Below are 18,240 nucleotides of genomic sequence, written 5' to 3'. Positions count from 1 at the left end.
GGACTTTGGGGCGGCCGCTGTCGTGGCCGCCCCAAAGTGATCGATACGGCGGTCGCCGCCCTCGTCCGGGAGGCTCCGTCATCCCATCGGACAGGTCTGGCTGAGCGCGCCGGGGTCGAGGGCTGCTGCGAGTCGCGGCCCGCGTGAGCGCCGCCCTGGGACGGCCTCTTGCGGAGCGGCCTTGCTTGTCGGCCAGGCGGGCCCGCGTGGTGGGTCTTGTCGCTGGCCGGGGCGCCCAGGCACTTGCGCGGTCTGTCCCCTCCCCCGCTGCGGGCCCGCTCCCCCGTCGTCTTCATCGCCGTTTGTTGCGGTGGGCGTGCGGGTCCCTACATCCCGGGATGTAGGTGGCGGGGTGGACGTGCGCGAAAGGTGCAGGGCGGGTGCATGCTCGGGCCCGATTCGCGGGCGGGTGGTGCCGGCCCAGGATCGGGGGGACCGATCGAGGGCTGAGGGTGAGTGATGGACGACCCGTTGATGCTGGCCCGGTTGCAGTTCGCGTTGACGGCGGGGTCGCATTTCCTGTTCGTGGCGCTGACGCTGGGGCTGGCGACGCTGGTGGCGTGGACGCAGACGCGGGCGACGCTGTCGGGCAGTGCGGTGCACGCGCGGATGACGCGGTTCTGGGGCCAGCTGTATGTGATCAATTATGCGGTGGGGATCGTCACCGGGCTGGTGATGGAGTTCCAGTTCGGGATGAACTGGGGTGGGATGTCGTCGCTGGTGGGGCAGGTGTTCGGGGCGCCGCTGGCGATGGAGACGGTGGTGGCGTTCTTCGTCGAGTCCACGTTCCTGGGGTTGTGGATCTTCGGGTGGGGCCGGCTGAACCGGTGGCTGCATCTGGCGTTGATCTGGGTGGTGACGCTGACGGCGTACATGTCGGCGTTCTTCATTCTGGTCGCCAATGGGTGGATGCAGCGGCCGGTGGGTTATGAGATGCGCGACGGGGTGGCGCATCTGACGGATCTGGGGGCGTTGCTGACCAATCCGACGGCGGTCCTGGCGTTCTTCCATGTGGGGTTCGGGGGGTTGCTGACGGCGGGGTTGTTCATGGCCGGGGTGAGCGCTTACCACCTGTTCCGGCGGACGGCGGAGGTGGATTTCTTCCGGCGGTCGATGCGGGTGGGGCTGGTGACGATGGCCGCGGCGGTGTTCCCGGTGGTGGTGTTCGGCGGGATGCAGTTCGCCTACGTGCAGCCGACCAAGCAGGCGGGGACGGCGGAGGCGGTGGCGGCCGAGGCGGGGTTCGCGGCGCGGTTCGGGCCGGGTGATTACCAGGCCCCGGGGCTGGCGGCGGCGGGTGAGGCGGTGATGACGCTGGTGTGGTCGCTGTTGTTCCTGCTGGCGGTGGCGGCGTTGGTGAAGGTGCCGTTCGGGCGGTGGCTGGTGCGGGGGCGGATCTTCCATGTGGTGGTGATGGCGGCGGTTCCGTTGCCGTATGTGGCGATGCTGAGCGGGTGGGTGTTCCGTGAGGTGGGCCGGCAGCCGTGGGTGGTGTACGGGGTGCTGACGACCGATGAGGCGTTGTCGGATGTGCGGCCGGGGTTGATCGCGGGGTCGTTCGTGGTGTTCACGGGGTTGTTCGCGGTGCTGATCGTGGTGAACGGGTGGTTGCTGGCGCGGTATGCGCGGCGTGGTCCGGACGGGGCGCGGCTGGGGGCGGCTCCGCCGTCGGATGGGGCGGTGCCTGCGGCGTTGACGCCGACGTTCTGAAGGCCGCGGGGCCGTCGCGTGCGGCGGCGCCGGTGTGTGGAGTGGAGTGGGACATGGAAGTGCTCGCGGTGGTGATGCTGGCGGTGTTCACGGTCGGGTATCTGGTGCTGGCCGGCGCGGATATCGGGGTGGGGATGCTGCTGCCGGTGCTGGGGCGTGATCAGGCGGAGCGGCGGGTGGTGCTGGCGGCGATCGGGCCGTTCTTCCTGGGCAATGAGGTGTGGCTGGTGGCGGCGGCGGGGGTGACCGCGGGGGCGTTCCCGGGGCTGGAGCATCATCTGCTGGAGGGGTTGTTCCCGCTGTTCGCGGTGCTGTTGCCGGCGTGGGTGGTGCGGGACATGGGGTTGTGGCTGCGGGGCCGGGTGGACGCGGCGGTGTGGCGCGGTGGTTGTGATGCGGCGATCGTGGCGGGTAGTTGGGCGCTGGCTCTGGCGTGGGGGGCGCTGCTGGGGTCGATGCTGGTCGGTGGTGGTGAGGCGGGGCTGAACGCGGGCAGTGTGCTGGGGTTGCCGCTGGCGTTGCTGTTCGCGGTGCACGGTGCGGGGTTCGCACGGTTGCGGTCGGCGGGGGCGGTGTTGGAGCGGGCGCGGCGGTTCCCGGCGCGGTACGGGGTGTCGGCGGTGGCGCTGGTGGGGGTCGCGTTGGCGGCGGGGTCGCGGTTGCCGTGGTCGCAGGTGGTGTCGTCGGGGACGGGGTTGGCGGCGACGGCGGTGATGACGGCGGTGCTGCTGCCGTTGTTGCTGGCGGCGCAGGCGTTGGTGTGGTGGACGTTCCGGGGGCGTGTGGACTCCCCTTCCTACCTGTGAGCGGCCGGGCGGACGGCGCCGTGGCCGTTGCGGACGGCGGTGGCGGGGACGGTGGTGCGGGGAGGGGGTCGGCGAAGGCGGTCGAGCGGCGTTTGATGCGGTTGGTGCCGCGTCGTGTGGTGGTGGTGTTGGGCGCGGCGGCGGTGGCGCAGGGTGTGCTGCTGGTGGTGCAGGCGGAGCTGCTGGCGCGGGCGATCGCCGGTTTGGACACGGGGCCGCTGCCGCTGGTGGCGGGGGTGGTGGCGGCGCGTGCGGTGCTGGCGTGGTGGGTGAGTGTGGTCGCGGGTCGTTCGGCGGCGGCGGTCAAGCGGGGGTTGCGGGGCGCTGTGCTGGGCGCCCGCTCCCCTGCCGACGCGGACGCGGGTGGCAGGGTGACGTTGCTGACGCGGGGCCTGGACGCGCTGGATCCGTTCTTCACCGGTTACCTGCCGCAGGTGCCGGCGGCGTGTGTGGTGCCGGTGCTGGTGCTGGCGAGGCTGGCGGTGGCCGATTGGGCGTCGGCGCTGGTGGTGGCGGTGACGGTTCCGCTGGTGCCGGTGTTCGGGATGCTGGTGGGGTGGCGGACGGCGGTGTTGACGGGTCGGCAGTGGGGGCTGCTGCAGCGGTTGGGCGGGCATTTCCGGGACGTGGTGGCCGGGTTGGGGACGTTGCGGGCGCATGGCCGTACCGGGCATCAGTCGGTGGTGGTGCGGGCGCTGGCCGATGAGCATCGGCGGGCGACGGTGGGGGCGTTGCGGGTGGCGTTCCTGTCGTCGCTGGTGTTGGAGCTGGTGTGCGCGCTGGCGGTGGCGGTGGTGGCGGTGCCGGTGGGGTTGCGGTTGCTGGGCGGGCAGATGGCGCTGGCGACGGGGTTGCTGGTGCTGATGTTGACGCCGGAGGTGTATCTGCCGTTGCGGGCGTTGGGGACGCGGTTCCATGCCAGTGCCGAGGGGGTGGCGGCGGCGCGGCAGGCGTTCGCGCTGATCGACGCCGGCCTGATCGGCACCGGCGCCGTGGCGGATGCCGGGGCGCGGCGAGGGCGGGTGGTGCCCGCGGCCCCGGCGCGAGGGCGGGCGGGGCCGCCGGAGATCGTGTTCGAGGAGGTCACGGCGCGGTATCCGGGGTCGGATCGGCCGGCGTTGGAGCGGGTGTCCTTGCGTGTGGCGGCCGGTGAGCGGGTGGCGGTGACGGGCCGGTCGGGGGCGGGCAAGTCGACGCTGCTGCTGGTGGCGCTGGGGTTGTGCCCGGTGGAGTCGGGTCGGGTGCTGGTGGACGGGGTGGATCTGGCCGGGCTGGATCCGGTGGCGTGGCGGGAGCGGTTGGGCTGGGTGCCGCAGCGTCCGCACCTGTTCGCGGCCTCGATCGGGGACAACATCCGGTTGGGGGTGCCGGACGCGGATGCGGGGGCCGTGGAGCGGGCGGCGCGGGCCGCGGGCGCGGTGGAGTTCATTCGGGCGCTTCCGGACGGGTACGGCACGGTGCTGGGTGAGCGGGGGGCGGGCCTGTCGGCGGGGCAGCGGCAGCGTCTGGCGGTTGCCCGCGCCTATTTGCGGGGGGCGCCGGTGATGTTGCTGGACGAGCCGACGGCGCGGCTGGACCTGCGTAGTGAGCGGTTGCTGGTGGAGGCCGCGGGGCGGTTGCTGGCGGGCCGGTCGGCGCTGGTGGTGGCGCATCGTCCGGCGTTGCTGGGTGTGGTGGACCGGGTGGTGCGGCTGGAGGACGGCCGGGTCGTGGACGATCGCCCCGCCCGTCCGGAGGAGGCGGCGTGAGCACCGGCGGCGTGCGCGCGGGCGGCGTGTGGGGGGCGGTTGGTCCGCACGGTGTGCGGCTGGTCGCGGCGGGCCTGGCCGGGGTGGCGGCGGAGTTGTGCGGGCTGGGGCTGGTGGCCGCTGCGGCGTGGCTGATCGCGCGGGCGGCGCAGCAGCCGACGATGGCGGCGCTGGGGCTGGCGATCGTGGCGGTGCGCGGCTGCGCGGTGGGAAAGGGGGCGTTCCGTTATCTGGAGCGGCTCGCCGGGCACGATGTGGCGTTGCGGGCGCTGGCGGAGTTGCGGGGCCGGGTGTTCGACGCGCTGGCGCGGGCGCCGCGGGGCGGGTTGCGTGAGGGGGACGCGCTGACGCGGCTGGTCGCCGATGTCGACGCGGTGCAGGATCTGCTGTTGCGGTGCGTGCTGCCGGTGGCGGCGGCGCTGGTGTGCGGGGCGGCGGGGGTCGCGGTGTGCGGGGCGGCGGTTGCGGTGGCGGGCGGTGTGCTGGCGGCGGGGCTGGTGGTGGCGGGTGTGCTGCTTCCGGCGGCGGGGGCGGTGCTGTCGGGTCGTGCGGCGGTGCGGGTCGCGGCCGAGCGGCAGGTCCTGGCGGTGCGGGCGCTGGAGGTGCTGGAGGGCGGGCACGATCTGGTGGTCTTCGGGGCCCGGGACCGGTTCGCGGACGCTGCGGCGGTGTCGGCGCGGCGGCTGGAGCGTGCGGAGCGGTCGGCGGCGGCCGCCTCGGCGTGGGTGGCCGGCGCCGGGGCGGCCGTGCAGGGAGTGACGGCGGTCGCGGTGGCGTGGGCGGCGCTGCGCGCGGGGGCCGACGAGGTCGCCGTGGCGGTGGCGGCGTTGACCGCGCTGGTCGCGGTCGAGGCGGTGCTGCCGTTGGCGGCTGCGGCGCAGCGGTTGCGGGAGGTGCTGCCGGCCTGCCGCCGGGTGGCGGCGCTGCTGCGCACTCCCCCGCGTCCGGGGCCGCCGCGTCCGGTGTCGCTGCCGCCTGGGCCGTTGAGTGTGCGGCTGCTGGGCGTGCGGGTGAGCTATCCGGTCTCGGGCGGCGGGGGCCTGGGCGAGGTGGTGGCGCTGGACGGGCTGGACCTGGTGGTGGAGGCGGGCCGTCGTGTCGCTTTCGTGGGCGCCGTCGGCGCGGGCAAGAGCACGGTGCTGGCGGTGGCGTCCGGTGAGGTGGCGCCTGTGGCGGGGGTGGTGCTGCTGGGCGGGCGGGAGGCGTCCTCGTGCGACCCGGACGCGGTGCGGGCGGCGGTGCGGGGGCTGGCGCAGGACGCGCACGTGTTCGCCGGGACCGTCCGCGCGAACCTGCTGCTGGCCCGTCCGGACGCCGGTGAGCAGGAGCTGCGGGCGGCGGCGCGGCGGGCGCGGCTGCTGGAGGTGGTGGAGCGGCTGCCGCAGGGGTGGGACACGGTGGTGGGGGCGGGCGGGCATGGCCTGTCGGGCGGCCAGCGGCAGCGGCTGCTGCTGGCCAGGGCGCTGCTGGCCGACCCTCCGGTCCTGGTGCTGGACGAGCCGGCCGAGGCGCTCGACCCCGCGACCGCGGACGCGATCACCCGCGATCTGCTGACCGCCGCGGGCGGCGGGACGCTGCTGCTGGTCACTCACCGGCTCGCCGCGCTGGAGCACGCCGATGAGGTGGTGGTCCTGGACGGCGGCCGGGTCGTGCAGCGCGGGCCGCACGCCGATCTTCTCGCGCGGCCCGGTCCGTACCGTGATCTGTGGGACGCTGAGCTCCTGACCGTTTGAACCCCCTCCCCCTCGGGGCGCCCGCGGCTTTCGGGCGCGATGTGCCTTGTGCATGGCCGGTGGTGTGGCGGGTAATGGCGGCGGCAAGGTTTCCTCAAGTTTGTGAAAGGGGCGAATGTCGATGGCGGGTATGCGGAAGGTGCCGTCGGCCCTGTTGCGGTCGTACCACGCTGTGTTGACGAAGGTGGGGCTGGGCAGGGACCGGAAGGCCGAGGCGCCCGTGCCGGCGGCGGAGGCCGGGCCGGCCGCGCCGGCAGCGTCGTCCAAGGTCTCTGAGAAGGTCTCTGAGACTGCCGGGGCGCCCGACGAGGTGAAGGCCGCCGACAGCGCGGAGCCCAAGGCCCCGAAGGTGCCGGAGACGACCGGGGCCGAAGTGGCGGAAGTTGCCGATGAGTCGGCCGGGCCGGAACCCGGGAAGGCCGAGCGGCCCGCCGATCCCGAACCTGCGCGTGAGGTTGAGCCTGAGGTTGCGTCCGAGCCGTCCAAGGTGACCGCCGAGGCCGACCGGCCGGCGGAGGAAGCGGAGGAAGCGGAGGAAGCGCAGCCCAAGGCCGCCGAATCTGAGCCCGTTGACCTCAAGGCGGCCGATCCCGAGCCTGTACCTGAGCCTGCGTCCGAGGCGGCGGCGTCCGAGGTGGCCGAAGAGGTGGCTGTCCCCTCCCCCGCCGCGGATGCCGATGGCGGGTCCGGTGCGGCCGAGCCGGGGCCGAGCCTGGAGCCCGACCCTGAGGACACCTCTCAGGATGCCTCTAAGGGCAAGAAGGCCGGCGCCGGCACCGGCCTTGAGGTCGATGAGTCGATGGCCAAGCAGGAGTTGTACCGGCTGGCGCAGGAGCTGGACATTCCCGGCCGTTCGAAGATGAGCAAGGGCCAGCTGGTGAAGGCCATCCGGCAGACGTCCCGTTCCGACCCGCCCGCCAAGTAGCCGCATCTCGGTCCCGCCCCCTGACCCACCCGGGAGACCGCCGTCCGGCCGCGCCGAGCGCGGCTGCGGTGGTGCCCGGGTGGGTCAGTCTTCGGGGAGGAGAGGGCCCAGGGGGCCCAGGTCGAGGTTGAGGTCGTGGTCGTCGAGGTCGAAGTGGTCCTTGAGCCGGGTCATGGCTTCTTCCAGGCGCATCAGCGCCAGTCCGAGCCGTTCGATCTGCTCGTCGGTGAGGTCGCCGCCCTCGGCACGCCGCAGGGCCTGGCGTTCCATGAGCTGGCGGATCAGCTCGACGAGGGTGAGGACGAGCTTGACCAGGTCGCGTTCGACGGTCTCGGGGTCGGTGCGCAGCCGTTGGTGGAGGGCGCTGGATCCCGGTGTCGACCGTACGGGACGGGCGCGTATCGGTTCGCCCGTGCCGCAGGGGTCGGCGCTGCGGGGCCTGGTGGTCCAGGGGGCGGTCGCCGGGTCGGCGTCGTGGACGATGACCTCTCCGGTGACGGGGTCGCGGCTCATGGCTGCTCCTTGGGCGGGGTGGAGGCGAGCACGGGCAGGATCTCTTCCTGGACGCTGGTGATGAGGGCGCGGAGGGAGACGTGCACCAGGTCGATCTCGGCGATGGAGATGACCAGGTCACCGGTGATGACCACGCCGCCGCCCAGGAGCCGGTCCAGGAGGTCGACCAGGGCGATGCGTGCCATCGGCGCGCCGGTGTCGGGGCCGGTGTCGAGGGGGATGGTCATGGGACTCTCCCCGTCCCTGCGCCTGCGCCTGCTGTTCCTTCGTCCGTGCGGGTGGCGGGGTGGAGGGCGTCGATGAAGGAGTAGGGCGGCCAGGGCCCGGTCACTTCGACTTCGATGCCGGGGAGGCGGGCATCCAGATCGCGTGCCACGTCCAGGAAGCCCTGGGCCCGCTCGTCGTCGACCAGGTAGGCGATGTTGAGGACGAGGGTGCCCTGGTGGCCGGACAGCCGCGGGTCCTGGGGCGGGTGGCGGCGGGTGGCGGCGGCGTGGCCGGCGAGTTCGGCGTGGACGGCCTCGGCCTGCTCGGTGATGCGCCGGGTGGCGTCCTGCCGGCGGCGGCGTTCGTCCTGGCGGCGTTTGAGGTAGGCGGTGCCCGCCCCTCCCCCGCCCGGACCCGCACCGGTGGTCGGCGCGGTGTCCTCCTGGAACGCCTCGGGGTGGGCGTAGGCCTTGACGCCCCATTCGGTGCGGCCGGTGATGCCGTCGAGGATCTGGGTGAAGTCGTCCTGCCCTTCGGTGAGGACGCGGCCGACGCGGTCGTCGTCGCGGTAGAGGGTGGCGATGCGCACCGGGGCGATGGGTGCGGTGCGGGCGGCGTGGTCGACGACCTGGTGGTGGGCGCGGGCGGTGTCCTCCAGGAAGGTCAGGTCCTCCAGGTTGGCGCGCAGGGCCTGTTCGCCGTACTGGTCGAGGCGGACGGTGCTGACCAGTGCGGTGAGGCCGGCGGAGGTGATGGTGCGGACGGGGGCTCCGCCGATCCCGGTGGCGGCGAGGGCGGCCGGGTCCAGGTCGCGGGTGACGCCGTACAGGTAGACGGCGGTCCCGGCGCTGGTCCCGGCGCTGGTCCCGGTGCCGGGTTCGGTGGTCGTGTGGCGGGTGGTCACGTGCGGTCCCCCTTTCGTTGGCCGGACTTGTGCGCGGCAGCGCCATCGCCGGTGTCGGCGGGGGCGGCTTCGAGGGCTTCGAGGGCTTCGAGGCGCTCGCGGAGCCGCCGGTTCTCCTCCAGCAGGTCCTGGTCGGAGGACGTCACGGAGGACGGTTCGGAGGCGGAGGCCGACACCTCCTGGCCGCGGCGCGCGCGCGAGGACAGTGAGGGGTCGTGCTCCCACCAGTCGATGCCCATCTCCTTGGCGCGGTCGACGGAGGCGACCAGCAGGCGCAGCTTGATGGTGAGCAGCTCGATGTCCAGCAGGTTCACGCGGATGTCGCCGACGATGACGATCCCCTTGTCGAGGATGCGTTCCAGCAGGTCGGCGAGGTTGGCGGCGGGCGGGGCGCCCGGCCGGTCGGCGGTGCTACGGGCGGGGTCGCGTCCCTGCGCCCAGGAGATCTCGCTCACGTGTCGTTCAGTTCCTTCCCCCCGTTGCCCGGCCCTTGCCCGTTGGCAACGGGCCGGGTCACGGGGTCTGCCGGTCAGCCCTGGCCGGTGCGTCCACGCGCGTAGCGGCGCAGCCGCCGGTAGGAGAGCAGTTCGCCCTCGTCGTCGATCTCCACCAGGTAGACGGCCAGGATGTCGGCGGAGTCGGGGATGCGGCGGGTCTCCACGACCTCGACGGTGATGCACCAGTCCCCGTTCTGGCCGTCGCCGCCGTCCCGGCCGCCACGCTCGGCGCCGACGACGCACTCGGCGTCGCGGCCGGTCATCTCGGTGACGTGGTGGACGGCGCGTTTGGCGGCCTCGACGGCAGAGATCATGTCAGCCGTCCCCGGGAGGGCGCCGGGTGAGCCTGCGGACCAGTTCCTCCTCGCGTTCGGCGGCCTCCTGCTCGCTCATCTCCCCCGCGGCGACCGCGTCGGCGATGTCGCGCATCTCGGCGGCGATGCGGCCTGGGTCGTACAGCTGCGCCTCGGCCTGCTCCCGCAGGATGTCGGCGAGCCAGACGACGCCGCGGACCGGGGCGAGCGGGAGGGTCGCCAGTCCGGTGAACAGTCCCACCTCAGCTCTCCGGTACGAAGTCGTACGGCGGCAGCGGGCCGATGAGCCGCAGGGTGATGCGGTCGGCGTGCGCGGCGCCGGTGTCGCGGACGGCGCGTTCGAAGTCCTCGCGGCGGTCGGCGTCGACGAGGAAGGCGGCGTCCATGACATCGTCCTCGCGGGCCGGCGGTTTGCGGACCAGGTCATGCGCGGCGGGTGCGAGGGCCTCCAGGAGGGCCTGGCCGTCGGCCTCACGGCGCTGTTCGAGAGAGCGCGCGATCATCTCGCCGAGGCGGACGCGGTCGTAGTAGGCGGCGTCGGCCGCGTCGGCGGGAATCCGGCGGAGCCGGTCGTTGAGGTCGGCGATCTGCGGGTCGTCGTTCATGACCTCGCGCAGCAGCGCGTCCTGGACATAGGTGCCGCGCACCCGCACCTCCAGGCGTCCGTCGAGCCGGTCCAGGATCTGGGTGAGGCGTTCGGCGTTGGCGGCCAGCAGTTCCTTCTCGACGGCCTCGGGCCCGGCCAGGGCGGCGCCGAAGCGGAAGGGGACCACGACCGTCCCGGTGGCCAGGAGCGCTTCCAGGACGTGCTCGTGGGCGAGTAGATCGGCGCGTTCGCCCAGGGGCCGGCCGACGGGGAGGTCGCTGGTGACGGCGGCGCAGCCCTCGTGGGTGATGAGGGTGACGGGGCGGCCGTCCAGGCCGGTGAGCCCGTCGGGGAGGGCCGCGGCGGCGCGGGTGACGCCGTAGACGTACCGGGCGGCGGTCTGGGTGGTGTTGGGTGAGGTCACTGGTCGTCCTCCTTGTCCTCCTTGCGGGCGGAGCGGCGCCGGGCGGGCTGCTTGCCGGAGCCTTCGTCCTCGCCGGCGGTGAAGGTCTCCTTGAGCTTGTCCTGGGCGCCCTGGAGCGCGCCCTTGGTCTTCCTGTTGGCGCCGGACTCGGTCATGCCGCCCACCATGTCGGGCAGTCCCTGGGCCTTGCCGGTGTTGGCGATGTCGAGGCGGTTGCACGCCTCGGCGAAGCGCAGGTAGGTGTCGACGCTGGCGACCACGATCCGCACATCGATGGTGAGGATCTCGATGCCGACCAGCGCGACCCGCGCGTACAGGTCGATGACCAGGCCCTTCTCCAGGATCAGGTCGACGACGTCGGCGAGGCCGCCGCCGTGTGAGCCGCCCTGCTGGGCGGGCTGGTAGGTGGTTCCGGCGGTCTGTTGAGCGATCGGACCGCTCATTGTCATCCCACTCCTTATGTCCCGTTTTGTTGGGCAAGCCGGTCTCGTACCCGAGCCGACACAAGTAAACGGATCACCAGAAATCGGTCATACCGGAACCAAAACGTGGCGGGCCGGGCCCGGAAAGGGCCCGGCCCGCCACGTCACCCGACCATCGGACCGGTGCGGCCCGACAGCCGTGGCCGGAGCGGACGCGCAGGTCAGCGCCTGCGGATCAGGCGCCGGCCGACGACGATCGCGGCGCCCGCGGCGGCCACGGCCGGCGCGGCCCGCAGCAGCCGTCGCAGCGTCATCAGCCTGGCGAACTTGGCGACCTGGCCGGGAACGGCCACGGCGGCGCCGGCGATCTGTCCCGCGGCCTGCTGGGCACTCTCACCGGCGCGCCCGGCGGCACGGCCCGCACCGCCGGCGGCGTCCTTGGCGCGGCTCCTGACCTCCTTCGTCTGCCGCTTGGCGCTACCGGTCTTCTCCTTGGTGGCGGCGGCACCGCGCTTGAGACGGTCGGAACCGTTGGACATCGAGGGGGTTTTCATCTGTGTTCCTTTCTTCCCTGATTGAGGGCTCGGGGCGTACGCGCAGCGACGGGGTCAATAGTGGCGGCGGACCTCGACGAACTCGGCGAGCTTCTGCCGGAACCCGGCCGCCGCCGCGCCGAACCGGTCCGGATCGTGCCACCACGCGCGCGCGGTCTGACGGGCCTGGTCGAACATGATGTGCGGCGGGAGCGGCACGACACCGGCGTCCACGGTGAACTCCAGCACCACCGGCCCGCCGGCCTCCAACGCCTCCTCCCAGACCGCGCCGACCCGCTCGGGATCGCGGCAGGAGATGCCGCGCAACCCGGCCAGGTCGGCGAAGGCGGCGCACGGCACCGCGGCCGAATCCCGCGAACCGGGACGGCCGACAGCGCTGAACACCGCGAACACCAACGGCGCACCAGAGCCGGCCAGCCGGTCCCGGTACCCCGCCACGGTGGCCATCTCGTTCATCCCGTCCGCCTGGAACGCCTCCCCGTCCACGAAGGCGATCACCGGGCGGTCGGGAAAGGCCAACCGCGCCGCGATCGCGTACGGGACCGCGGACCCGCAGGCGCCCAGCGTTCCCGACAACGCGGCGCGCATACCCTCCCGCAACCGCAGCCACCGCGCCCACCAGGCGGTGACGGCCCCCGGATCGCAAGTGAGAACCACGCCGTCGGGCAGCCGGCCGTTCAACTCCCACGCCACCAGCTGCGGATTGATCGCCTCGAACCGCTGGCGGGCCTGCCGGCGCAGAATCCGCCACCACTCCCCCACGTCCTCCTCGATCCCCCGCCGCCAGTCCCGCTCCCCCTTGTACCGCAGCAGGGGGATCAGCCCCCGCAACGTCAGACCGGCATCCCCGGCCAGCCCGACCTCCACAGGCACGCGGGCAGAGATACGGCGCGGATCGGCGTCGATCTGCACCACCCGCGCCCGCCCCTCCTCCGGCAGCCACTCGGCATAAGGGAAACCCGTCCCGACCACCAGCAGGGTGTCGCACCGGGTCACCATCTCGTCGCTGGGCCGCGACCCCAGGAACCCGATCGGCCCGGTCACGAACGGCAGCTCGTCGGGCAGCACGTCCCGCCCCAACAACGCCTTGGCCACACCGGCACCCAGCACATCGGCCGCCTGCACCAGCTCCGGCCCCGCGCCGCGGGCACCCTGCCCGACCAGGATCGCCACCCGGCTCCCCCGGTTCAGCACCGCCGCGGCCGCCTCCAGATCCTCCGCCGGCGGCACCGGCCGGGCGGCAGGGACGCCGACGCCGGAGAACACCGCGCGGTCCCCGTGCGGCGGCACGGTCACCGCGTGCTCGTCCAGCACGTCGGCGGGGACGATCACCACGGCCACCCCGCGGGCCGCGGCGGCCGTCCGCATCGCCTGGTCGACCAGATGCCGCGCCTGCGCGGGGGTCGCGCAGACCTGCGCGTACTCGGCGACGTCGCTGAACAGCGGGATCAGACCGACCTCCGGCCCGCCCCCCGCCCCCAGCGAAGCACGCCTGCGCTGCCCGACCAGCGCCACGACCGGCACACGGTCGAGCGCGGCATCGTACAAGCCGCTCAGAAGCCGGATCGCGGCCGCCTCATCCGCCGCCGCACACACCCCGACCCCACCGGTGAACCTGGCATGACCGGCGGCCATGAACGCCGCCGCCTCCACCCGGCGGGGCCGCACAAGCTCAGGATCGCCGCCGGCGCGATCGAAGGCGTCCCCGAACCCGCCGATACCGTCGCCGGGACACCCGTACACCCGGCGCACGCCCCACTCACGCAGCCGGGCCAGGATGTGATCGGCGACCCGGTGGGCCATCTGCCTGCCCTCCTCCGCGCGCGTGCACATGCCCTCGCATGCCCTTGCCGCCCTACCCCGCAGGCCATCGGCAAACATCCCCATGGGCGCGATCGACGGGCCCATGCGGGAGTCCAGCAGGGCGAGACCGTCGGCGTCTCGCGCCCATGTGCCGCTCAGCGGCCACCACAACCCCCGGTCTCTCCGGCAGGAATCGAACCTGCGACTTCCGGCTTCGGAGGCCGGCGCTCTGTCCGCTGAGCTACGGAGAGGAAGCGCTGGTGGGATTCGAACCCACGTAGAACGGCTTTGCAGACCGTCACCTCAACCACTCGGCCACAGCGCCCAGAGCCCACCGCGCTGGGCGGGCCGGCGACCTCGGTGGGATTCGAACCCACGCACCCCGGTGAGACAGACCGGTGCTCTCGACCACTGAGCTACGAGGCCTTCGTAGACCGGGGCGGACTCGAACCGCCGACCGTCCCGGTGTGAGCGGGAAGCTCTCGCCACTGAGCTACCGGTCTAAGAAGAAAGAAACCAAAAAAGGGGGCGGGTCAGCGGACCACGCACCGCCGCACCCGGGGACACACCGGGCCGCCCACCACCCGATCGTCGCGTCGACCGCGCCGCATCATCATGCCCGTCTCCCTCCCGTGCGTACCTGCCCCGGCGCCCGCTCCGACCGCCGTCCCCACCACACTGACCGACACCCCACAAACCCGCAACGCATTATTTCCCCCACCACACCCCCGCAGCCTTCCACCCAACGGAAAGGTCGTACCCGAACGCTCCACCCCGGACGGCAGGTTGAGAACACCCCGGACGGGGCCGCCCCGCGCAGGAGGAGCAACGACGATGCCGCTACTCGACCCCAACCTGTGGACCGGCAACATCTTCAACGGAACCTGGAAAACCGGTTCCGCCGGCACCTACGACATCATCGAACCCGCCACCGGCGACACCCTGGGCATCCTCGGCCGCGCCGGCACCGACGACGCCGCCCAAGCCGCCACCACCGCGGCCACCGCCCAACACCACTGGGCCACCCGCCCCTACGAAGAACGCGCCGCCGTACTACGCCGCGCCGCAACCCTGTTCGAAGAACACGCCACCGAGATCCAGCAATGGATCGTCCGCGAAGCCGGATCGATCCCACCCAAAGCCGAACTTGAGACCCGCTTCGCCGCCGACCTGTGCCACCAGGCCGCCGCACTCCCCTCCCAACCCCGCGGCCACGTCCTGCCCTCGGCCCAAGACCGCTGGAGCCTGGCCCGACGACGCCCCGCAGGCGTCGTCAGCGTCATCGCCCCCTTCAACTTCCCCCTCATCCTGTCCATGCGGTCCGTCGCACCCGCCCTGGCACTCGGCAACGCCGTCCTCCTCAAACCCGACCCCCGCACCGCCGTCTCCGGCGGCGTCACCGTCGCCCGCATCCTCCAAGAGGCCGGCCTCCCCGACGGCCTCCTGCACCTGCTGCCCGGCGCCGCCGACATCGGCGAGGCCGTCGTCACCGCACCCCAAGTCCGCGTGGTCTCCTTCACCGGCTCCACCGCCGCCGGACGCAAGATCGGCGAAATGTGCGGCCGCCACCTCAAACGCGCCCACCTGGAACTGGGCGGCAACAACGCCCTCATCGTGCTCCCCGGCGCCGACATCGCCAAAGCCGTCTCCGCCGGCGCCTGGGGCTCCTTCCTGCACCAGGGACAGATCTGCATGACCACCGGACGCCACCTCGTCCACCACACCCTCTACGAGGAATACGTCGCCGCCCTGGCCGACAAGGCCGACAAACTCCCCGTCGGGGACCCCGCCACCGCCCAGGTCGCACTCGGCCCCATCATCGACCGACACCAGCTCGACACCATCGACACCCTGGTGAGCCAGACCGTCTCCGCCGGCGCGCGCCTGGCCGCCGGCGGCACCCACGAAGGCCTGTTCTACCGGCCCACCGTCCTGGCCGATGTCACCCCCGCCATGCCCGCCTACGCCCGCGAGGTCTTCGGCCCCGTCGCCCCGGTCATGACCTTCGAAACGACCGAAGAGGCCACCGCCCTGGCCGCCGACAGCGAATACGGCCTCTCACTGGGCATCCTCGGCGACGTCGGCCAGGCCATGCGCATCGCCGACGCCGCCCCCACCGGCCTGGTCCACATCAACGACCAGACCGTCAACGACGAACCCGTCGTCCCCTTCGGCGGACTGGCGGCCTCGGGCAACGGCGCCCGCTTCGGCGGCACCGACGCCAACATCGAGGCCTTCACCGAGACCCAGTGGGTCACCCTGCGCGGCGACATCGCCCCCCACCCCTTCTGAACCACCCCGGGCCGGGAGCCGTTAACCTCGACCGGATGGACCAGGACACCGACGGGGACGGCCCCGTCCTCCGAACCCCGCGGCTGCTGCTGCGCCCCTGGAATCCCGCCGACCGCGCCCCCTTCGCGGCCCTCAACGCCGACCCCCAGGTCATGGAGCACTTCCCCGCCCGCCTCACCCGCGCCGAAAGCGACGCCCTCGCCGACCGCATCGCCAACGCCATCCGCCGCGACGGCTTCGGCTTCTGGGCGGTCGAGATCGCAGCCACCGGCGCCTTCATCGGCTTCACCGGACTGTCGGTACCGTCCTTCACCACCCACTTCACCCCCGCCGTGGAGATCGGATGGCGACTGGCCCGACACGCCTGGGGACACGGATACGCCACCGAGGCCGCCCGCCACGCCCTGGCCCACGGCTTCCAGAACCTCCGCCTCGACGAGATCGTCTCCTTCACCACGACCGCCAACCAGCGCTCCCAGGCCGTCATGACACGCATCGGGATGACCCGCGATCCCCACGGCGATTTCCAACACCCCCGCATACCTCCCGACAGCCCCCTGCAGCACCACGTCCTGTACCGGATCGACGCCGCCACCTGGAAACACCACAGCACACCCGAACCGCAGTGAGCATGCCGCGCCTCCTCCCCCGCGACCCTTCCGAGCTCGCTCCCGGCGCGATCCACATACCCGACTGGCTTGCCCCCGACCGGCAACGCCGACTGGTCGAGGCCGGCCGCGCCTGGGCACGCCCGCCGGCGGGGATGCGCCACACCCGACTCCCCGGAGGCGGCGTCATGTCGGTGCAGACCGTCTGCCTGGGCTGGCACTGGGAGCCCTACCGCTACGTCCGCCACGTCGACGGCATACCGGTGAAACCCTTCCCCGACTGGCTCGCCGACCTGGGCCGCCGCGCCGTCGCGGACGCCTACGGCGACGACGCCCCCGACTACCGACCCGACGTCGCCCTGGTCAACTTCTACGACGACAACGCCAGGATGGGACTGCACCAAGACCGCGACGAACGCAGCCCCGCTCCCGTGGTGTCGCTCAGCCTCGGCGACACCGGCCGCTTCCGCCTAGGCAACACCGAGAACCGCGGCCGGCCCTGGCACGACATCGACCTCGAATCGGGAGACCTGCTCGTCTTCGGCGGCCCCTCACGACTCGCCTACCACGGCGTCACCCACATCCTCCCCGGCACAGGCCCCACCGGCATCGGCCTGACCCACGGCCGCCTCAACATCACGCTGCGTGAGTCCGGTCTCTCCTAGAGGAGGGGTGTGTTGGTGGTGTGGCCTGAGGAGTGGGTTCGAGTGCCGCCAACGCCCACGGCCTTGACATTGTAAGGTTTGCAGGAACTCGCCAGGCAAGCGCACGGATCCCAGCCGCCTACGCTTTTCTTCGCTTTGAAGGTTACGGCTCATGTTCCTGCTGATATCCCGGAGAAGCCTCAACCAAAAAGTTCAACGATACTGTTGAAGGCATGGCTACTGGCATCGAACACACCGCCCATGCCGTCGAGGCCGCCGCCGTCATGAGGCTGCTCCCGGCCCGGCCGCGGCTGCTCGCGCTGGGCGAGCCGACCCACGGCGAGGACAGCCTGCTCGACCTGCGCAACGACCTCTTCCGGCAGCTCGTCGAGCAGGAGGGCTACGGGTCGATCGCGGTCGAGAGCGACTGCATGATGGGCCTGGTCGTGGACGACTACGTCACCTCGGGCACAGGCACCCTCGACGAGGTCATGGAACGCGGCTTCAGCCACGGGTGGGGCGCCTCCGCGGCCAACCGCGAGCTCGTGCGCTGGATGCGCGCCTACAACGACGGCCGGCCCGCGTCCGAACGGCTCCGCTTCGCCGGTTTCGACGGCCCGCTGGAGATCACCGGCGCCGCGAGCCCCCGGCAGGCCCTCACCGCACTGCACGGCTACCTCGCGGCCCAGGTGGAGGCCGACCTGCTCCCCTGCGCCGCGGAAACGCTCGACCGCCTGCTCGGCGCCGACGACCGGTGGACGAATCCCGCCGCGATGATGGACCCGTCCCGGTCCGTGGGGCAGTCGGCCGAGGCCATGCGGCTGCGGCTGCTCGCCGACGATCTGGTGGCGCTGCTCGACGCGCAGATGCCGCACCTGAGCGCGGCGTCCTCGCGTGACGACTGGCACCGGGCGCGCCTGTACGGGCGCACCGCCACCGGCCTGCTGCGCTACCACTTCTGGATGGCCGACACCTCACCGGGCCGCATGACGCGGCTGACAAGCCTGCGGGGCTCGATGATGGCCGGCAACCTCCTCGCCCTCGCCGAGCGAGGCCCGGCGCTGGTCCACGCCAACAACGGCCATCTCCAGCGGGCCAAGAGCTCGATGAGGATGGGCGACCTGCCGGTGGAGTGGTGGAGCGCCGGCGCGATCGCGAGCGCCCACCTTGGCAAGGGGTATGCCTTCCTGGCCACGGCCCTGGGCACGATCCGGCACCAGGGGGTGGACACCCCGCCCCCGGACACCGTCGAAGGACTCCTGTACGCGCTCCCGGAGGACCGCTGCGTCGTCGACGCCCGCCGGCTGGCCACCGTCCTCGGCGACCCGCGGCCCGCGCCCCGCGCGTCTCCCTACTTCGGCTACGCCCCGTTGGACCCGGCCCACCTGGCCGCGATCGACGGGATCGTGTTCATCAAGGACATCCCCCAGAGCTGAGGCAACCTCAGCCTAGGCCGCGGGGTTCGACGAGCATCGGAAATGTGATTCTTGATCTACGGCCCGGTCGGGCCTGCCACGCTCGACGTCGGCTCGCAGACGATGTCGCTTGAG

The 18,240-nt window shown here is 72.6% G+C and carries 19 protein-coding genes and 4 tRNA genes; 9 read left to right on the top strand and 14 right to left on the bottom strand.

Annotated elements, in window-relative coordinates:
* Positions 1-459 precede the first annotated feature (459 nt).
* The 5 genes from ABD340_RS32245 (at position 460) to ABD340_RS32225 (ending at position 6,922) form a co-directional block, all read left to right on the top strand.
* Entirely contained in the window at positions 460-1,710 is a 1,251-nt protein-coding gene (locus ABD340_RS32245; protein WP_344594113.1) for a cytochrome ubiquinol oxidase subunit I, read from the top strand.
* Between the two features lie 53 nt (positions 1,711-1,763).
* On the top strand, positions 1,764-2,516 hold the full coding sequence (locus tag ABD340_RS32240) for a cytochrome d ubiquinol oxidase subunit II (RefSeq protein ID WP_344594112.1): 753 nt from the start codon (positions 1,764-1,766) through the stop codon (positions 2,514-2,516).
* Between the two features lie 95 nt (positions 2,517-2,611).
* A complete protein-coding gene (cydD, locus tag ABD340_RS32235; protein WP_425547492.1) occupies positions 2,612-4,264 on the top strand; it encodes a thiol reductant ABC exporter subunit CydD in 1,653 nt (550 codons plus the stop codon).
* Complete coding sequence (cydC, locus tag ABD340_RS32230; protein ID WP_344594108.1) at positions 4,261-5,997, top strand: thiol reductant ABC exporter subunit CydC; 1,737 nt, start codon at positions 4,261-4,263, stop codon at positions 5,995-5,997. Before cydD ends, cydC begins: the two co-directional genes overlap by 4 nt.
* A gap of 184 nt (positions 5,998-6,181) precedes the next feature.
* On the top strand, positions 6,182-6,922 hold the full coding sequence (locus ABD340_RS32225) for a Rho termination factor N-terminal domain-containing protein (RefSeq protein WP_344594342.1): 741 nt from the start codon (positions 6,182-6,184) through the stop codon (positions 6,920-6,922).
* Between the two features lie 84 nt (positions 6,923-7,006).
* Here ABD340_RS32225 and ABD340_RS32220 read toward each other — a convergent pair whose 3' ends face one another.
* The 14 genes from ABD340_RS32220 to ABD340_RS32155 form a co-directional block, all read right to left on the bottom strand.
* A complete protein-coding gene (locus tag ABD340_RS32220; protein WP_344594106.1) occupies positions 7,007-7,435 on the bottom strand; it encodes a gas vesicle protein K in 429 nt (142 codons plus the stop codon).
* The gene (locus tag ABD340_RS32215) at positions 7,432-7,662 is read right to left on the bottom strand and encodes a gas vesicle protein (RefSeq protein WP_344594104.1); all 231 of its coding nucleotides are present in this window, start codon (positions 7,660-7,662) and stop codon (positions 7,432-7,434) included. Before ABD340_RS32215 ends, ABD340_RS32220 begins: the two co-directional genes overlap by 4 nt.
* Positions 7,659-8,546 carry a GvpL/GvpF family gas vesicle protein gene (locus ABD340_RS32210; RefSeq protein WP_344594102.1) on the bottom strand — a complete coding sequence of 296 codons (888 nt, stop codon included), beginning with the start codon at positions 8,544-8,546 and terminating at the stop codon, positions 7,659-7,661. Before ABD340_RS32210 ends, ABD340_RS32215 begins: the two co-directional genes overlap by 4 nt.
* Positions 8,543-8,992 (bottom strand): gas vesicle protein, encoded by a 450-nt coding sequence (locus ABD340_RS32205; RefSeq protein ID WP_425547491.1) that lies wholly within the window; start codon positions 8,990-8,992, stop codon positions 8,543-8,545. Before ABD340_RS32205 ends, ABD340_RS32210 begins: the two co-directional genes overlap by 4 nt.
* Positions 8,993-9,075: 83 nt before the next feature.
* The gene (gene gvpO / locus ABD340_RS32200) at positions 9,076-9,357 is read right to left on the bottom strand and encodes a gas vesicle protein GvpO (protein ID WP_344594101.1); all 282 of its coding nucleotides are present in this window, start codon (positions 9,355-9,357) and stop codon (positions 9,076-9,078) included.
* A gap of 1 nt (position 9,358) precedes the next feature.
* Positions 9,359-9,598, bottom strand: a complete 240-nt coding sequence (locus ABD340_RS32195; RefSeq protein ID WP_344594100.1) for a gas vesicle protein GvpG — start codon at positions 9,596-9,598, stop codon at positions 9,359-9,361.
* A 1-nt stretch (position 9,599) separates the two neighbouring features.
* Positions 9,600-10,367, bottom strand: coding sequence for a GvpL/GvpF family gas vesicle protein (locus ABD340_RS32190; RefSeq protein ID WP_344594098.1), 768 nt, complete (start codon positions 10,365-10,367; stop codon positions 9,600-9,602).
* A complete protein-coding gene (locus ABD340_RS32185) occupies positions 10,364-10,810 on the bottom strand; it encodes a gas vesicle structural protein GvpA (protein WP_344594096.1) in 447 nt (148 codons plus the stop codon). The genes ABD340_RS32190 and ABD340_RS32185 overlap by 4 nt, the downstream gene beginning before the upstream one ends.
* Before the next feature lie 200 nt (positions 10,811-11,010).
* Positions 11,011-11,343, bottom strand: coding sequence for a hypothetical protein (locus ABD340_RS32180; RefSeq protein WP_344594094.1), 333 nt, complete (start codon positions 11,341-11,343; stop codon positions 11,011-11,013).
* A gap of 54 nt (positions 11,344-11,397) precedes the next feature.
* Positions 11,398-13,146, bottom strand: coding sequence for a thiamine pyrophosphate-binding protein (locus ABD340_RS32175; protein WP_344594093.1), 1,749 nt, complete (start codon positions 13,144-13,146; stop codon positions 11,398-11,400).
* 178 nt (positions 13,147-13,324) lie between these two features.
* Positions 13,325-13,397 (bottom strand) — tRNA-Arg (locus ABD340_RS32170).
* 1 nt (position 13,398) lies between these two features.
* A tRNA-Cys gene (locus ABD340_RS32165) sits at positions 13,399-13,471 on the bottom strand.
* A gap of 27 nt (positions 13,472-13,498) precedes the next feature.
* Positions 13,499-13,572 (bottom strand) — tRNA-Asp (locus ABD340_RS32160).
* Positions 13,573-13,576: 4 nt separating this feature from the next.
* A tRNA-Val gene (locus ABD340_RS32155) sits at positions 13,577-13,649 on the bottom strand.
* Positions 13,650-13,980: 331 nt separating this feature from the next.
* Between ABD340_RS32155 and ABD340_RS32150 the strand changes: the two genes are divergently transcribed.
* The 4 genes from ABD340_RS32150 (at position 13,981) to ABD340_RS32135 (ending at position 18,126) form a co-directional block, all read left to right on the top strand.
* The gene (locus ABD340_RS32150) at positions 13,981-15,438 is read left to right on the top strand and encodes a benzaldehyde dehydrogenase (RefSeq protein ID WP_344594092.1); all 1,458 of its coding nucleotides are present in this window, start codon (positions 13,981-13,983) and stop codon (positions 15,436-15,438) included.
* 35 nt (positions 15,439-15,473) lie between these two features.
* Positions 15,474-16,067: a GNAT family N-acetyltransferase gene (locus ABD340_RS32145; protein WP_344594091.1), complete on the top strand. Its 594-nt coding sequence runs from the start codon at positions 15,474-15,476 to the stop codon at positions 16,065-16,067.
* Positions 16,068-16,069: 2 nt separating this feature from the next.
* Positions 16,070-16,711 carry an alpha-ketoglutarate-dependent dioxygenase AlkB family protein gene (locus ABD340_RS32140; protein ID WP_344594090.1) on the top strand — a complete coding sequence of 214 codons (642 nt, stop codon included), beginning with the start codon at positions 16,070-16,072 and terminating at the stop codon, positions 16,709-16,711.
* A 212-nt stretch (positions 16,712-16,923) separates the two neighbouring features.
* Positions 16,924-18,126, top strand: coding sequence for an erythromycin esterase family protein (locus ABD340_RS32135; protein WP_344594088.1), 1,203 nt, complete (start codon positions 16,924-16,926; stop codon positions 18,124-18,126).
* Positions 18,127-18,240: the final 114 nt, after the last annotated feature.

This window comes from Actinomadura vinacea, assembly GCF_039532545.1.
Classification (GTDB): Bacteria; Actinomycetota; Actinomycetes; order Streptosporangiales; family Streptosporangiaceae; genus Spirillospora; species Spirillospora vinacea.
The sequence above is the reverse complement of the archived record's forward strand: the minus strand, read 5'-3'. Positions and strand labels throughout refer to the sequence as shown.

Excerpts from the sequence above, each read along its gene's own strand:
- ABD340_RS32245 (WP_344594113.1), top strand. The coding sequence starts at position 460 with ATGGACGACCCGTTGATGCTGGCCCGGTTGCAGTTCGCGTTGACGGCG.
- ABD340_RS32240 (WP_344594112.1), top strand. The coding sequence starts at position 1,764 with ATGGAAGTGCTCGCGGTGGTGATGCTGGCGGTGTTCACGGTCGGGTAT.
- cydD (WP_425547492.1), top strand. The coding sequence starts at position 2,612 with ATGCGGTTGGTGCCGCGTCGTGTGGTGGTGGTGTTGGGCGCGGCGGCG.
- ABD340_RS32220 (WP_344594106.1), bottom strand. The coding sequence starts at position 7,435 with ATGAGCCGCGACCCCGTCACCGGAGAGGTCATCGTCCACGACGCCGAC.
- ABD340_RS32215 (WP_344594104.1), bottom strand. The coding sequence starts at position 7,662 with ATGACCATCCCCCTCGACACCGGCCCCGACACCGGCGCGCCGATGGCA.
- gvpO (WP_344594101.1), bottom strand. The coding sequence starts at position 9,357 with ATGATCTCTGCCGTCGAGGCCGCCAAACGCGCCGTCCACCACGTCACC.
- ABD340_RS32185 (WP_344594096.1), bottom strand. The coding sequence starts at position 10,810 with ATGAGCGGTCCGATCGCTCAACAGACCGCCGGAACCACCTACCAGCCC.
- ABD340_RS32180 (WP_344594094.1), bottom strand. The coding sequence starts at position 11,343 with ATGAAAACCCCCTCGATGTCCAACGGTTCCGACCGTCTCAAGCGCGGT.
- ABD340_RS32175 (WP_344594093.1), bottom strand. The coding sequence starts at position 13,146 with ATGGCCCACCGGGTCGCCGATCACATCCTGGCCCGGCTGCGTGAGTGG.
- ABD340_RS32150 (WP_344594092.1), top strand. The coding sequence starts at position 13,981 with ATGCCGCTACTCGACCCCAACCTGTGGACCGGCAACATCTTCAACGGA.
- ABD340_RS32145 (WP_344594091.1), top strand. The coding sequence starts at position 15,474 with ATGGACCAGGACACCGACGGGGACGGCCCCGTCCTCCGAACCCCGCGG.
- ABD340_RS32140 (WP_344594090.1), top strand. The coding sequence starts at position 16,070 with ATGCCGCGCCTCCTCCCCCGCGACCCTTCCGAGCTCGCTCCCGGCGCG.
- ABD340_RS32135 (WP_344594088.1), top strand. The coding sequence starts at position 16,924 with ATGGCTACTGGCATCGAACACACCGCCCATGCCGTCGAGGCCGCCGCC.